The sequence below is a fragment of the Shewanella gelidimarina genome, from assembly GCF_023283945.1.
In the GTDB taxonomy this organism is placed as follows: Bacteria; Pseudomonadota; Gammaproteobacteria; order Enterobacterales; family Shewanellaceae; genus Shewanella; species Shewanella gelidimarina.
This window is the reverse complement of the sequence record NZ_JAKIKW010000001.1, coordinates 210,625-225,054: the sequence shown is the minus strand read 5'-3', so window position 1 is coordinate 225,054 and position 14,430 is coordinate 210,625. Positions and strand designations below refer to the sequence as shown.

10 protein-coding genes are annotated in these 14,430 nt (G+C 45.0%); 5 read left to right on the top strand and 5 right to left on the bottom strand.

The annotated features are described in order from the left end of the window. The first annotated feature begins 13 nt into the window (after positions 1-13). Positions 14-3,169, top strand: coding sequence for an efflux RND transporter permease subunit (locus L2729_RS00980; RefSeq protein ID WP_248986555.1), 3,156 nt, complete (start codon positions 14-16; stop codon positions 3,167-3,169). 385 nt (positions 3,170-3,554) lie between these two features. Here the strand turns inward: L2729_RS00980 and L2729_RS00975 are convergent, their stop codons facing one another. Next, a complete protein-coding gene (locus L2729_RS00975) occupies positions 3,555-4,334 on the bottom strand; it encodes a VOC family protein (protein WP_248986554.1) in 780 nt (259 codons plus the stop codon). Between the two features lie 474 nt (positions 4,335-4,808). On the opposite strand from L2729_RS00975, the gene L2729_RS00970 reads away from it, so the two are divergent. Next, positions 4,809-6,002 carry a GGDEF domain-containing protein gene (locus L2729_RS00970; RefSeq protein ID WP_248986553.1) on the top strand — a complete coding sequence of 398 codons (1,194 nt, stop codon included), beginning with the start codon at positions 4,809-4,811 and terminating at the stop codon, positions 6,000-6,002. 84 nt (positions 6,003-6,086) lie between these two features. Here L2729_RS00970 and L2729_RS00965 read toward each other — a convergent pair whose 3' ends face one another. Together L2729_RS00965 and L2729_RS00960 are read right to left on the bottom strand one after the other, a co-directional pair. After that, positions 6,087-7,310 carry an HlyD family secretion protein gene (locus L2729_RS00965; RefSeq protein WP_248986552.1) on the bottom strand — a complete coding sequence of 408 codons (1,224 nt, stop codon included), beginning with the start codon at positions 7,308-7,310 and terminating at the stop codon, positions 6,087-6,089. After that, the gene (locus L2729_RS00960) at positions 7,303-7,668 is read right to left on the bottom strand and encodes an MFS transporter (RefSeq protein WP_248986551.1); all 366 of its coding nucleotides are present in this window, start codon (positions 7,666-7,668) and stop codon (positions 7,303-7,305) included. The genes L2729_RS00965 and L2729_RS00960 overlap by 8 nt, the downstream gene beginning before the upstream one ends. Positions 7,669-7,815: 147 nt before the next feature. Between L2729_RS00960 and L2729_RS00955 the strand changes: the two genes are divergently transcribed. Next, positions 7,816-8,838 carry an AraC family transcriptional regulator gene (locus L2729_RS00955; RefSeq protein WP_248986550.1) on the top strand — a complete coding sequence of 341 codons (1,023 nt, stop codon included), beginning with the start codon at positions 7,816-7,818 and terminating at the stop codon, positions 8,836-8,838. Between the two features lie 36 nt (positions 8,839-8,874). Here L2729_RS00955 and mtr read toward each other — a convergent pair whose 3' ends face one another. Both mtr and plsB read right to left on the bottom strand, forming a co-directional pair. Then, a complete protein-coding gene (mtr, locus tag L2729_RS00950) occupies positions 8,875-10,131 on the bottom strand; it encodes a tryptophan permease (RefSeq protein WP_102039906.1) in 1,257 nt (418 codons plus the stop codon). After that, positions 10,131-12,554: a glycerol-3-phosphate 1-O-acyltransferase PlsB gene (plsB, locus tag L2729_RS00945; protein ID WP_248986549.1), complete on the bottom strand. Its 2,424-nt coding sequence runs from the start codon at positions 12,552-12,554 to the stop codon at positions 10,131-10,133. The genes mtr and plsB overlap by 1 nt, the downstream gene beginning before the upstream one ends. Positions 12,555-12,855: 301 nt before the next feature. Between plsB and lexA the strand changes: the two genes are divergently transcribed. Both lexA and L2729_RS00935 read left to right on the top strand, forming a co-directional pair. Beyond that, the gene (lexA, locus tag L2729_RS00940) at positions 12,856-13,476 is read left to right on the top strand and encodes a transcriptional repressor LexA (protein WP_248986548.1); all 621 of its coding nucleotides are present in this window, start codon (positions 12,856-12,858) and stop codon (positions 13,474-13,476) included. Beyond that, on the top strand, positions 13,473-13,985 hold the full coding sequence (locus L2729_RS00935; protein ID WP_248986547.1) for a cell division inhibitor SulA: 513 nt from the start codon (positions 13,473-13,475) through the stop codon (positions 13,983-13,985). Before lexA ends, L2729_RS00935 begins: the two co-directional genes overlap by 4 nt. Positions 13,986-14,430 lie beyond the last annotated feature (445 nt).

The window sequence follows — 14,430 nt, the reverse complement described above, 5'->3', positions numbered from 1 at the left end:
GGAGGGCTACGATATGTTAGAGAAAATTATTAGCGCCGCGATTAAACAGCGGGTGATGGTGTTAGCGCTTACTGCGATAATCGCCTTAATCGGCTACCAAGCTATGCGCATGACACCCCTTGATGCACTACCCGATTTATCGGATGTGCAAGTGATTGTAAAAACCTCTTACCCTGGGCAAGCACCGCAGTTGGTAGAAGACCAGATCACTTATCCATTATCAACCGCAATGCTAGCCGTACCGGGTGCGAAGACGGTTCGCGGTTTTTCAATGTTTGGTGACTCTTACGTCTACATTATTTTTGAAGACGGTACCGATATCTATTGGGCGAGATCGAGAGTATTAGAGTACTTGTCGCAAACCCAAGGACAGCTGCCAGCCAGCGTAACACCGACCCTAGGCCCTGATGCCTCGGGGGTAGGCTGGGTATTTCAATATGCCTTGGTCGATCGCAAGGGTCAACATGACCTCGCTCAGTTGCGCTCTTTGCAAGATTGGTTCTTAAAGCTTGAGTTACAAAGCGTTGAGGGCGTATCAGAAATTGCCACTATTGGCGGTATGGAGCAGTCGTATCAGATCATTGTCGACCCGCATAAGTTAGCCCTATATCAAATTGATTTGATGACAGTTAAAAATGCCTTAGACAATTCCAACAGCTCAACGGGCGGTTCTGTCATTGAGATGGCAGAAGCGGAGTACATGATCACTTCATCAGGCTACCGCCAAACCTTAGATGATTTTGAAGAGATCCCGCTCGGCATATTGTCAGAGTCTGGCACCCCCGTCTTGATGAAAGATGTCGCGCAGCTGCGTACAGGTCCTGCCGCTCGCCGTGGTATCGCCGAGTTAGATGGTGAGGGTGAAGTCGTTGGCGGCATTGTGGTGATGCGCTACGGCGAAAATGCGTTAGCCACCATCAACAATGTAAAAGATAAGCTAAAAGAGATCGAAAATGGTTTACCCGATGGGGTTGAGTTAGTGATCACTTACGATCGCTCGACACTGATCCTCAACTCGGTAGAGAACCTGACACATAAAGTGCTGGAAGAGATGTTAGTGGTGGGCATTATTTGTCTCGTCTTCTTGCTGCATGCCCGCTCAACACTCGTGGCGATTATCTCACTGCCCATCTCAATATTAATCAGCTTTATCGTGATGAATATTATTGGTGTTAACGCCAACATTATGAGTCTCGGGGGGATTGCGATCGCTATTGGTGCAGTGGTGGATGCCGCCATTGTGATGGTCGAAAACACCCATAAGCACCTAGAGCACTACCGTGAAAAACATAACGGTGAAGCGCCAACAGGCGATGCTCATTGGGAGCTCATCCGGCAAGCCTCAGTTGAAGTTGGGCCAGCGCTGTTTTTCAGTTTGCTGATCATCACATTGAGCTTTGTGCCTGTATTTGCACTTGAAGCGCAAGAGGGGCGTTTATTCCATCCACTGGCATTTACTAAAACCTTCGCCATGGCGGCCAGTGCGATATTGGCGATCACCTTGATCCCAGTACTAATGGGTTACTTTGTTCGCGGCAAAATCCCTGACGAACGCAAAAACCCCATCAGCCGAGTATTGATTGCGATATACGAGCCAATGCTACGCTTGGTATTACGCTTTCCTAAAGTCACTATTTTGCTGGCTATTGTGGCCCTTGGCAGTGCTGTATACCCAATGACGAAAATGGGTAGTGAGTTTATGCCAGAGCTTGAAGAGGGTGACTTACTCTATATGCCGACCACCCTACCCAGCGTCAGTGCGGGTAAAGCGGCCGAGATCTTACAACAAACAGACCGGTTGATTAAAACCGTGCCTGAAGTTAAGCGGGTATTTGGTAAAGTCGGCCGCGCGATGACGGCAACCGATCCTGCGCCGTTAACCATGTTAGAAACCACCATCATGCTTAACCCGCCAGAGACATGGCGAGAAGGGATGACACTTGAGGGGATTATTGCTGAATTGCAAAAAACCGTCAAAGTACCTGGCATGACCAACGCATGGGTACAGCCCATCAAAACCCGTATTGATATGCTTTCTACAGGGGTTAGAACGCCTGTCGGCATCAAAATATCGGGCGCAGATATCGATGAGCTCCAACGAATTGGTACTGAGATTGAAGCAGTGGTCAGCAAGTTACCCGGAACGGCATCGGCGTTTGCCCAACGTACCAGTGGTGGGCGTTATATCGATATTGAACCGGATCTTAAAAGTGCCGCTCGCTACGGGATGACACTTAGAGATATCCAAGACGTGGTGCAAATGGCCATTGGGGGGATGCAAGTTGGCCAATCGATTCAAGGTCAAGAACGCTATCCCATCAATATTCGTTATCCACGTGAACTGCGCGATAGTCTTGAGAAACTCAAAGATTTACCCGTACTGACAAAAACGGGCAAATACTTACCTTTAGGCAATTTAGCGAGCATTACTGTGAGCGATGGTGCCCCCATGCTGGCCAGTGAAAATGGTCGCTTAATAAGCTGGGTGTTTGTTGACTTAAAAGATATCTCTATTGGTGAATACATTAAGACTGCAAGAGCAGCACTTGATGAGCAGATCCAGCTACCACCGCGCTATAGCTACACCTTTGCTGGGCAGTATGAGTATATGCAGCGAGTCGAAGCCAAAATGGAGTTGGTTGTACCACTGATGTTGATCGTTATCTTTATGCTACTGATGATGACGTTCAGCTCTTTCATCCAAGCGTCAGTGATCATGCTTAGTCTGCCCTTTTCACTCGTAGGTAGCGCATGGTTATTGTACTTTTTGGACTTCAACTTCTCGGTGGCGGTATCGGTGGGCATGATTGCACTTGCAGGTGTCGCAGCAGAGTTTGGCGTGGTGATGCAGGTGTACTTGAATAACAGCATAAGAGATCGCAAAGCAGCAGGGCAATACAATCAACGCAGCGATTTGTCCGAAGCACTGATCCACGGCGCCGTGATGCGTATTCGCCCTAAAGCTATGACCGTAGCGACGATCTTTTTCGGTTTATTACCGATCATGTGGGGTAGTGGTACAGGTAATGAAGTGATGCAGAAAATAGCAGCACCTATGGTTGGCGGTATGGTCACCGCACCATTACTGTCGCTATTCGTTATTCCTGCTATTTACCTGCTCATCTATGGCAGAAATCTAGATAAAGGTAGCGCAACAAATAAAAGTTAGCGACTCATCTGGCTAATAAAACAAAAAGCACTGCCTAGAGCAGTGCTTTTTTATGTTTTACTCATAAAGACTAAAGACAGCGGCCTAACCGTGAACCGGTTGTTTTTACTTTTTGACAGCTTTTCTTTGATTTTTCAACAGCCTCTTTTCCACTCTCTGAGTCGCTAGTTGACGCACATCCCATCAAGCTAACCAATACAATAGGCAACATCAAGCCAATCCATTTCTTTACCATTTGTGGTCTTCCCTAAATTAATTATGTTAATAATCAAATAACCATCTTTGATTAGGCTCCGTCCAACGGAGCCAAACAAATTAACCAAACAATAAAGATTAAACAACATAAAAAACCATTAATTTACAATTACTCACACAAAACTGATGTTTAAGCGATTTTTAGTTCAATGATCGAGAACACAGCACCATTAGGATCATTGACCACAGCAAAACGACCCACATTGGCTATATCGGTCGGAGGAACACAAATCGCGCCACCAAGCTCAACCACTTGCCGTGCTTTTGCATCACAATCACCGACGGTAAAATAGCTCATCCAATGGGCTGGCATATCGCCCCACTCGTCTGTCATTGTTATCATACCGCCAACCTCTTGGCTTCCAACCTGCCACGCGGTGTACTCCATACCCTCCATGTCCGTCACTCGCGTGCCCCATCCAAAGACGTGAGAGTAAAAAGGCTTTGCGATCTTAGGTTGCCGACAAGCCAGTTCTACCCAGCATAAAGTGCCTTTCTCACCAGCACGCTGAGCGCCCATATGATTGTTGGCCTGCCATAGCGCAAACCTAGCCCCTTCAGGATCCATGATCACAGCCATTCTTCCCGCCTCGCCTACATCATGAGGACCACGCACTATAGTACCGCCTGCACCTGCCACATCCACCAGCGTATTGTCGAGATCCTCTACGGCAAAGTAGATCAACCATTGGCTTAATTCACCCGTTTTGATCATCTCAGCAGGCAATTGATACATAGCCCCGAGATCGTCCCCCTCAAGATTGAACATACTATAGGTGCCATGTGGGATAGGCATATCAACAATATCCCAGGCAAACAATGCGTTATAAAAAGGCTTGCTGACCGCAATATCTAACGATGCTAACTCTACCCAGCAAGGTTGGCCTTGAAAATATTGATCGATTTTCATTTTAATTCCCATCATAAACTCAGTTAACGCTCTTTGAAGTTAAGACTGAATTATGCGGACTGTCCAACTAATGAAGGATTGTTAACTAATTAAGATATTGAGTGAGATTTGTCAATTTCTTAGATGGATATATACCCATTCTACTTGAAGATGCAGGATCCAGTGGGAGTTTAATGGGCTTTAATCAAGGCATTGATTGCCACTAATGGTCGTTCCCTTGGTAAAATTAATAACACAGAGTAAAGCCCATTAAAACCCATCGCAGAAGGCGTTGTGCAAGCTCACTTCGTTGTTGCACCAACTTAAAAGGGAATAACCATTTCTTCGTTAACGCGCCTAGAATTGAACTAGCACAACGACTCTGAAACGAGCATCTTCAAGTAAGATGGGTATATACGTCTCAAAGAGCAACTTATAGCTGATATCTCCCAGCCTCGTCTATAATATTGAAGAGGCCATTTATAAGGATATTAAGTGTCGGTATTTTTACGTAGCATCCGTTACCTCTTTATGCCCATTGTTATTGTATTCAGCTGCATCGCTGCCGCCCAATATTATGAGCACATTTGGCTAGCCTGGATGCCTACGATAACGGAGTTGCCACTCTACCTGCTCCCCGTTGCAGCATTATTAGCCCTACAATTTAACTGTACCCGCATCACTTACTTGGCACTGTTACAGCTGAGCCATTATCTCCTCGAGCATGGTGATATGGTTGATGCGAGTATTATTGAGCCAGTAGTCGAACCTATCTTTCTCGCCGGAACATTCATTATTATGCTGTTCGCGATAACTCGCGATAGAGCCTTATTTTCAGTGTATTCAATCAAGATTATACTCGGTATCGTGCTTTGCTTTGCCATCGCGTTTGGCTCGATAGCACTGATGCAATTGATTAACCAACCGTCTGCCAATACGCTCCCTACTGTACTGGAGCTGCTAACGCCGATGCAGGTTCCAATAGGAATCGCAACGCTGGTCACCTGCATTAGCTGTGTGTCACGTGGTAGTCGAATCGATTCAACTATTACTGTCACCTTGTTTATTTGGTTATTTCACTTTTACTTACCCGCTGAATTACCACTGGCACTGCTACTCTGCTTGCTTGCTCTCGTTTATCTACTTGCCATCTTGTGTGAGTCTCACCAGTTGGCTTATCGCGATGATCTCACTGGACTTTATTCTCGTCGGGCACTCAATACCATGGCGCCGTCACTTAATAGCCACTACAGCGTAGCGATGGTCGATATCGATCATTTCAAAAAATTTAATGACAATTTTGGTCACGACATTGGCGACCAAGTTTTACGGCTGGTCGCCTGTAAACTGAATAAAATTAAAGGTGGGGGTAAAGTCTACCGGTATGGCGGCGAGGAATTTACCATAGTATTCCCCAATAAGGACGTAGAGGAGATTATGCCCCACTTAGAGGAGATTAGAATTAAAGTGAGGGATTATAAGATCGCTATACGAAATGATTCGCGAAAGTTAACCAGTAAATCAAACCGGAAAGAGAGCGCGCAAATTCCAACCAAATCGGCCAACATTACCATCTCTATTGGCGTCTCAGAGCATCACGGTGAGTCCACCTTTGAGCAGACGCTAAAACGAGCAGACAAGGCGCTCTATACCGCCAAAAAGAATGGCAGAGATCGAGTGTTTGCTTAGTTAACCAAAGCCTTGCCTCTTACAAGGCATTGAGTATAAAGGCCATGCACAGTCTCAGTTCGAAACTTACATGGCCGACGTTTATTATAAGGAATAGAAATAGTAGATTTGTGATTTCATTCTGATCACGATACCGCGAATAATGTCCAAGAAATTAAGGAATGCGATGGGCTTGGTTCCCGAAATCCAAGCCAGCCCCACAGAGCCTACAGGAATATCATAGTCACCGGTTTCTGTTAGCTTTAACCTGACAAAATGATGCTTATTACTGGCATTTAACCCTGTCGTTTGCCTCACATTGTCATCAAAACCCAGTAACGACCCTTGCGACTCTCCCGTGGCTTCTACTATTCCTTCAACTTCTGCATTAAATACTTTTCCAGGGTAAACAGCCGAGGAGAATTCTGCCATCTGGCCCACCTTTACATTACGAATAGCCTGATGATTGACTCGCATTAACACGTACTTTTCGTTGGTATACATCTGCATTCTAGGGGCAACGCCAACATACTGACCTTCACGCATAATGAAGTTAGTGACATAACCGTCTGCTGGTGCGTATACCTTGGTGTTGTCTAGCTTCCACTGTGCTTGCGCTACATTTTCTATCTCGCTATTAAGGTCCGACTCACGGCCTTGCACATTAAGGTGAGACTTCTCAATATTGAGTAGCGCCGTTTGCTCTGCCGTAACTGCCTTTTCAATTTGGCTGCCATAGGTACTCACTTGCGCCATGGCAAGATCGACCGCCGTTTGTTGTTCATCCAGTAAACTTTTCGTTACCGTGTCAGGAACAACATGATTTTGCTCCATGTAACGGGCGAGCATTGTCTGTTTCCAATTTAGATCTTTGGTTGCAGCATGCAGCTCATTACGACTAATACTCACATCGGCAATCGCAATATCATGTTGCTTCAGTGCCAGCTTCACATCTTCGCTGGCTAGCGACAGTGCCACTGTTGCGCTCTGTTTAGCCACCAACGTCTTATTGAGCTCAATCTGAAACGGCTCATCATCCAGATCATAGATTAACTGACCAGCCTCAATCGTTTGATTGGGTTGTACATAGATGTTATCTACTTTACCTTTTATTTGGGTATTGGCAGGCCGTAACTGAATACGTGGCGATTGCACCAAAGAGCCACCCGACATGTCCATTGGGGTGTAGTTGAGCAGGCCAACCCAAACAAACATCAGCCACCCCGTTCCGCCTAAATAAGCGAAGCTTTTACTATAAGTGTTCCACGGCATGCCGACTAAACGCAGCAGGTAGATTAATAGAGCCCAAACCGCTAAGCCTTCAAGCATTCGTTTGCTCCTCATTTATCTCAAGTGGCTTTATTTCTGCACTGTTATCACTCGTGCTGTCGTTACTGTTTTCTCGCCATATGTCTCGCACACGGCGCAATCCTTTTTCGCTATCAACGAATGCAACAATTACCGCCATGACCCACACCCAATGCCAGACAAACCCTATCCAGGTGAGCGCGGTAATTAATCCAATCTGTTGGTGTTGTTTTTTATGCGCCTGATTAATTGGCATCTCATGGATCTTCCAAAAGCCAAAGGCCGCTGCGGCAATCGTCAGCACCATCACGACACCCGCTACACCATGTAAGGCGCCATCAACACCGGTATCGACAAACGGCATACTGAATAAACTCATAAAATTAGGCCTATAACAATCAACTGACTCAAAGAGGCAGTTTGCCCTGTCTATGAATTAGAACAAGCTATAGTACCCCTACGTATCATTTAGCACTGCTTTATGATTCAATGAGGTATTACATTTGCTATGGGAATGGTCTTAATATTGGATACAGCATTTATTCGCTCTAGCTATATCGCGCCAGTTTTTAAGGGTGTTGAAGCTCACTATGGAATTAGTTTAACTGACTTGTCGATCCCGGAAGCACTGTTTGACGAAGGCATGGAGCTCATCCCTTTTAACGAAGCATCTAAGTGGTTTACACAGCTAGAGACACTAACGGGTGAAGCCGATTACATGGTGAAAATTCAGTGTTATCTAGATATTTCAGCACTAAAAATACCTGGGAATTGGTTTTTGTCGGCGCCCGATCTGGCGATGTGTTTTCGGCGGATTAACCATGGGATTTGTAGCTTTCATTCCGGGGCAAGTTACTATCCTCTGCAATCAGGTAACATATTGAAATGGTGCTACAACAACCCTTATGCCAAAGAAAGGGCCCGCTCACATGATTCGTTGCGTGTCGCCATCACTTTATTCAATGCCATCAAGCGTTTTTCGGGTAATCATTACCGCTTAAAAAAACTGAGACTCAGCGGTCCGCCCATTAAACAACAAGAGACTGAAGCCATATTTGGCTGCCCTGTTTCTTGGAATGCCGCACAAACTGAATTATGGATAAGTGTTGATGACCTATTTACCTCGTCCCCTATGGACGATTTTACAGCGGACACGTTAACCAGTTCAGTATCCCTCGCTCAGTTTGAAAAATACTTGAATATGCCACAACCCACAGACTTACCCAAAGTGCTCTACGAGATGGTCAATTACTCACGCTATTATGGTCTGCCAACGGTGGTATCGGTGGCCAATCTATTTGGGATATCAAGACAACAACTGCAACGACGTTTGCAGAAAGTAGGGCTGAGTTTTACCGATTTATCAGGTTATATCCTGTGTAATCAAGCAATCAAATACATGTTGGAAGGCAAAGAGATTAACGAGATAGCACAGCGCCTAGGCTATGCAAATGCACATAGTTTTAGTCGATCCTTTGCCCGTTTTAGACAACAAACACCGACGCAATATATGAATAAGATAAACCGACAAAATAAAAAGCCTCTATAAAAGAGGCTTTTTAATCATACAGATGAATGACGCTGATTAACCGTAAACGGGCAATATACCCGCCATCGCGAGCAAGTGGCATGCCCCCGTCACCAAACCAAAAATGATGATGACGACGATCAAAGGCGTGCCACCTGGCACTTTAAAACTGTCACTGTCTGCAAATATTTGTCGTGATTTATAGGCCATCATAGCAGGGACTATCGCTGCCCAAATGGTTGCCGCTAATGCTGCAAAACCAATAGCAATTAAGAACCCGTTGGGAAATAGCAAGCCCAAAATAGTTGGCGGTATAAATGTTACTGCGGCGGTCTTTAAACGGCCTTGACGAGATTCATCAAAACCAAACAGATCCGCAAGGTAATCAAACAAGCCTAAGGTGACACCGAGGAATGATGAAGCAACGGCAAGGTTGGCAAATAACGACAACATGGTGTTAAGCCAGCGACTGGCTATCACTTCTGACAATGCCCCAACCAATATGCCCATATTGCCGCCTTGAGCGATAATATCAATAAACTGACTGCGTGGAATATTACCCATGGTCGCCACTAACCAGCAGCTATAAATCACTAGTGCGATGAAGGTACCAATGAAGATTGCTTTAATAATCGTCTTTGGTTGATTACCGTAATACTTTACCAGGCTCGGCACGTTACCGTGGTAGCCAAAGCTTGCTAAGCCAAAGGGCAGAGCAGCAAGTAAATATGGCGCATAACTGGTTTCGCCATCAGGCACAAACAACTTAGTGGTATCCACATCGATCAGCAGATTACCTACGGCAATAAAGAACGTAATAATCATACCACCCAGCATAATAGTGGTAATTCTATCGACCGCTTTAGTGCTGATAATAACGATTGACGCTAATACAGCGGCAAAAATAAGTCCGGCAATACTTTGCGGAAGATTAATTCCCAGCCCTGCAAGGCTATGGTTAACAATCGAGCTACCGCCACTAATATAAGCATAGGTCAAAATATACAGTACAAAGGCGATTGAGAGCCCATTGATGATACGCCAGAACTGGCCCAATGTTGTTTTCGTTAATGTGTCAAAACTCGCACCCGGTTTAAAGTGCAAATTAGTCTCGAGCAACATCAGCCCCGACACCAACATGCAAAACCATATTCCAACCAGCATCAGCATTGAATAGCCAAACCACATCCCAGCGCCCACAACCGGTAACGAGAACATACCCGCTCCAACGGTGGTGCCAGCGATGATCATTGCGCCGCCCAATACCGATTTTCCTGCAGACTTATTCTTGGCCGCGTTCATATGATTGGCCATTAGCTATTTTGCTCCGCATTAACACTATCGACTATTGTTTGCCTTACCAATGAACGTAGCAGTAAATTGGCTCTGTCCTTAATACGCTTAATATCACTGCACCCTTCGCTATCCGTTAGATGACCTAACTCTTTTAATTTAACGCTGAGCGTGGCGTATAGCTTCTTGTCGTAAAACTCTGGCGCCGTAATACCGTGAAGCGCTCCCAGCCTTTGTGCAAGACGGTGGCTATCGCGTTCAAGCTCCGAGCGTTCCATGTTCGGTTTTACTGCTAACAAATTAAACAAAATGGCGTAACGCTGCATGGTTTCGTCTATCGTGCCAGACAACAGCAGCAACTTATTCACCTTATTATCAGCAACATTGAAATGGCCATTTTCAGCCACTAAGCCTTGCGCGACAAAAATATCTAGAATGCTGTGTGTATAGGCTACCGGATCCTCAATGCCCATAAACAGTTCCGCTTTCAGCAACGGATAAAAATCACTGACAAAGCTAAGTACATCATCACGAGTACACTGCTCTTTACGCAGCAAGCAAGCGGCAATGAGTGAGGGGACAACCATTAAATGAATAATGTTGTTACGATAGTAAGTCATTGTAATTGCGATGCTATCATCGATGGAAATAATATCCCCAAGCGAATCACTTTCAATTTTAATCTTTTTCAGTTCCAGACCATGAGATACAAGGTCTTTACCGCTGCCTTCTGGTACCGATGTATATTCGGTATAAGGCAACTCTTTTAATAACGTGAGATAAAGATCCAACTGCTTCTCGAGTTGACTACGCTCTAACGCATTTTGCTCAGATGCTAGCAAGACTAAGCTGGTTAACGTCACCGCACTTACCGCGGCAGCATCGTTAATGTTAGTCATCACCTCTCTGGCCAACTTGTTCACCGCTGGCGTAAACCATGGTTGCTTTTGTTCAGGATCTTCGGCGAGATCTTCGCGCCACGTTGGCACTTCATCGTTCAAGAAATTGTGTAAGGTAATTGGCTTACCAAAATTCACATAGCCTTGGCCGAAATTACCTAACTTGCGAATGGCACCAAATACTTGCCAAACCGACTCTTTCTTCTTCTTTTTACCACTTAATTCTTTGTGATAAGTCGCCACTTCCATTACATGATCATAACCAAGATAAACAGGCACTAAAGTGACAGGACGTTCGACACCGCGCAGTACACTGTTAAGCGTCATGGCGATCATGCCTGTTTTAGGCGCTAATAAACGACCTGTGCGTGAGCGGCCGCCTTCGGTAAAGTACTCAACCGGATAACCCTTAGTAAAGAGTTGATCGAGGTATTCACGGAAAACTGCAGTATAGAGTTTATTACCGCGGAAACTTCGGCGAATAAAGAATGCGCCACCACGACGGAACATAGGTCCTGCTGGCCAGAAGTTAAGGTTGATGCCAGCAGCAATATGCGGCGGCACCATGCCTTGATAATAGAGGATGTAAGACAGCAACAAATAATCCATGTGGCTGCGATGACACGGTACATAGACGATTTCATGACCATCATGGTGCAACTGACGAACCTGCTCAGCACCTTTAATATTGATACCCTTATAGAGCTTATTCCACAACCAAGTAAGAAAGCGCTCGGTAATACGCACTAAGCTATCGGAGTAATCCGCCGCGACTTCATCTAGATACTCCATCGCTTTAGCACGCGCTTCTGATTCGGAGATTTTCTTATTTGTCGCTTCTTCTTTAATGGCTCGCGTAATTGATTCTGACTTTAGCAAAGCATGGAACAGAGCTTGGCGCTTAGGCAGCTGAGGCCCGGTCATGACTTTACGTTGACGCTGAAAATGCACTCGCGCGACACGGGCTAGTTTTTGGGCAATGCGCTTATCGGTACCATGTTCGTCTGCCATATAACGCAGAGAAACGGCATTAGAAAACTGCACAAAGTTGTGTCGACCGAGAAATAAGATCATCAAGCACTTGCGCAACCAAGTCGGATTTTGACGCTCCAACACAGCTGCGCGCATGGTGTCGTCTTCTTTGCCAGGGGTTCGTCCCCAATAAAGGCTCACAGGAACGAGCTGAATATCTAATTCTTCATTTTGCTTATGCACACTCAATAGGCGCTTAAAGCAATGCAAATACTGTTCAGCACTTTCTCTTTCGCCAAATAGAGGCTTGCTACCTTCAAGGCAGACAACGCGCGGCGCAGTCACCCCATTGACCTCTAAGTCATTATATGGGCTAGGTAAACCGAATTTACCGGTTATCTCACTAAGAGCTGCTATGTCACTAACAGATTCTGTTTTCATGACATAAACGAGTGGCTTACTTGGATCGAGATTGAGGTCTTCAAAAGGATCATGAGGCACTACAATAGTGTTCACGAGCTTTTTTTGGATCCAGCGTAATGATTTAAACCAAAGAGAGTCTTTTTTCGACATGATTCGCTTGCAGTATAGTCGCTTCTAATAACCCCGTAGAATACCAGAATTCCGGAGCGTTTGCGCAATTGCTTTATAATGGCACTCGGAAACATCTGCGTATTTATAGAACAATGACTTAAGGCATCATAAGTCATTGTATATTCTGCCTATCAGGATTAAATCTCGTTCATCCCTCCTTAATCTCTCAGCCCCACCCTAGTGCTAATAGATTCAACTTTAACATAAATTTGGTTAATACTTGCGCGAACAAAAATACTGTATATACTGACAGTTACTGTATGGAAAGACAGGCTAAATAATGAGACCACTTACACCACGTCAAGCTGAAATTTTAGAGCTAATTAAACGCAATATTACAGACACAGGTATGCCACCCACCCGTGCTGAAATAGCCAAACGTTTAGGCTTTAAATCTGCCAATGCAGCCGAAGAGCACTTAAAAGCTTTAGCGAAGAAAGGCTGTATTGAGATCATGCCAGGTACCTCTCGAGGAATTAAGTTAATCCAAGATGATACCGAAGATGCAGACCTTGGTTTACCACTTATTGGTCAAGTGGCCGCAGGTGAACCAATTCTGGCTCAAGAACATGTAGAGCAGCACTATAAAATTGATCCTGCGATGTTCCGTCCGGCAGCCGACTTTCTGCTTAAAGTACGCGGTGACAGCATGAAAAACATCGGCATACTTGAAGGCGATTTACTTGCAGTGCATAAGATCCAACACGCAAGCAACGGTCAAGTTGTCGTGGCACGAGTAGAAGATGAAGTCACGGTTAAACGCTTTGAAAAGAAAGGCAATAAAGTTTATTTACATGCTGAGAACGAAGATTATTCACCGATAGAAGTTGATCTGGCAAACCAAAGCTTAAGTATTGAAGGTTTAGCCGTTGGCGTGATCCGTAATGGAGATTGGCAATGAACAAATTATTAGGTGTAAGCCCGCGTCACCCTGGCCTTTGGCAAGATATACCTGCTCAAGCTATGTCTAAAAAGGTAAATACAGATATCGAAACTATGGTATCTCACACTCAGGGGCGCACTGAATTAAAACAGATTAGTGGCCAACTTGCTCAACTGAGCCAACAAGGTCGCTGGATTGTCTTAATTAGCCCACCTAATATCGGTTACAAACAGATGCTCGCTTCTGCTGGCGTCCGCATGGATAGAATTCTACTGGTACACGCGAAAGATGAATTCGAAACACTTTGGGCTATGGAAAAAGCGCTCACGAGTGGCACATCAAGCGCGGTAATAACCTGGACTAATGAAGTCGATGCACGAGACAGTAGACGACTGCAATTAGTCGCTAAGAGTGCTCAAGCGGTGGGTATCATTATTGAAAATGCGAATGCTCACTTACCTGATAGCACAATAAACACACAGGACGAGGACTTTAAACAAGGTTCACTGTTCGCTGCAGTCCATTAAGCAATTCTTTCTATTACAAATCTAGTCTCTCAAGCAAAGCTCCCTTAACGGGAGCTTTTTTATTACTGCCGCTAAGCAAATGAATCAAAAAGTGATCTTGATCAATATTTCAACACCAAGTAGGGTAGGTACTGATAACAACGATATTTGTTATATCCGAGCGATTTAGTCGTCGGTCTTTATGTATGGACTGTAGATCCTGAAAGAGTATATGAAGACTGAGATCGGCCTGATATATTTCAGCCGTAGGTGCCAGTGTGGTTACACTAACCAGTATTAAAATACTGAAATTATATAAAGTCTAATCGATAGTCGAAACATAACGACACGATGGATAAACCACTCGCGCACTTTGAAGTCATCGTTGCTTTTTTGGGAACTGAAGAGTTTACATAGAGCAGAGACTTACTGTGTGACTCTTCTTTGTCTTGTTGACAGAGGAGAA

Bases quoted from the DNA above. Each gene is read 5' to 3' on its own strand.
- L2729_RS00980 (WP_248986555.1), top strand. From the start codon at position 14: ATGTTAGAGAAAATTATTAGCGCCGCGATTAAACAGCGGGTGATGGTG.
- L2729_RS00975 (WP_248986554.1), bottom strand. From the start codon at position 4,334: ATGAAAATCGATCAATATTTTCAAGGCCAACCTTGCTGGGTAGAGTTA.
- L2729_RS00965 (WP_248986552.1), bottom strand. From the start codon at position 7,310: ATGCTTGAAGGCTTAGCGGTTTGGGCTCTATTAATCTACCTGCTGCGT.
- L2729_RS00960 (WP_248986551.1), bottom strand. From the start codon at position 7,668: ATGAGTTTATTCAGTATGCCGTTTGTCGATACCGGTGTTGATGGCGCC.
- mtr (WP_102039906.1), bottom strand. From the start codon at position 10,131: ATGGCCAATCATATGAACGCGGCCAAGAATAAGTCTGCAGGAAAATCG.
- plsB (WP_248986549.1), bottom strand. From the start codon at position 12,554: ATGTCGAAAAAAGACTCTCTTTGGTTTAAATCATTACGCTGGATCCAA.
- lexA (WP_248986548.1), top strand. From the start codon at position 12,856: ATGAGACCACTTACACCACGTCAAGCTGAAATTTTAGAGCTAATTAAA.
- L2729_RS00935 (WP_248986547.1), top strand. From the start codon at position 13,473: ATGAACAAATTATTAGGTGTAAGCCCGCGTCACCCTGGCCTTTGGCAA.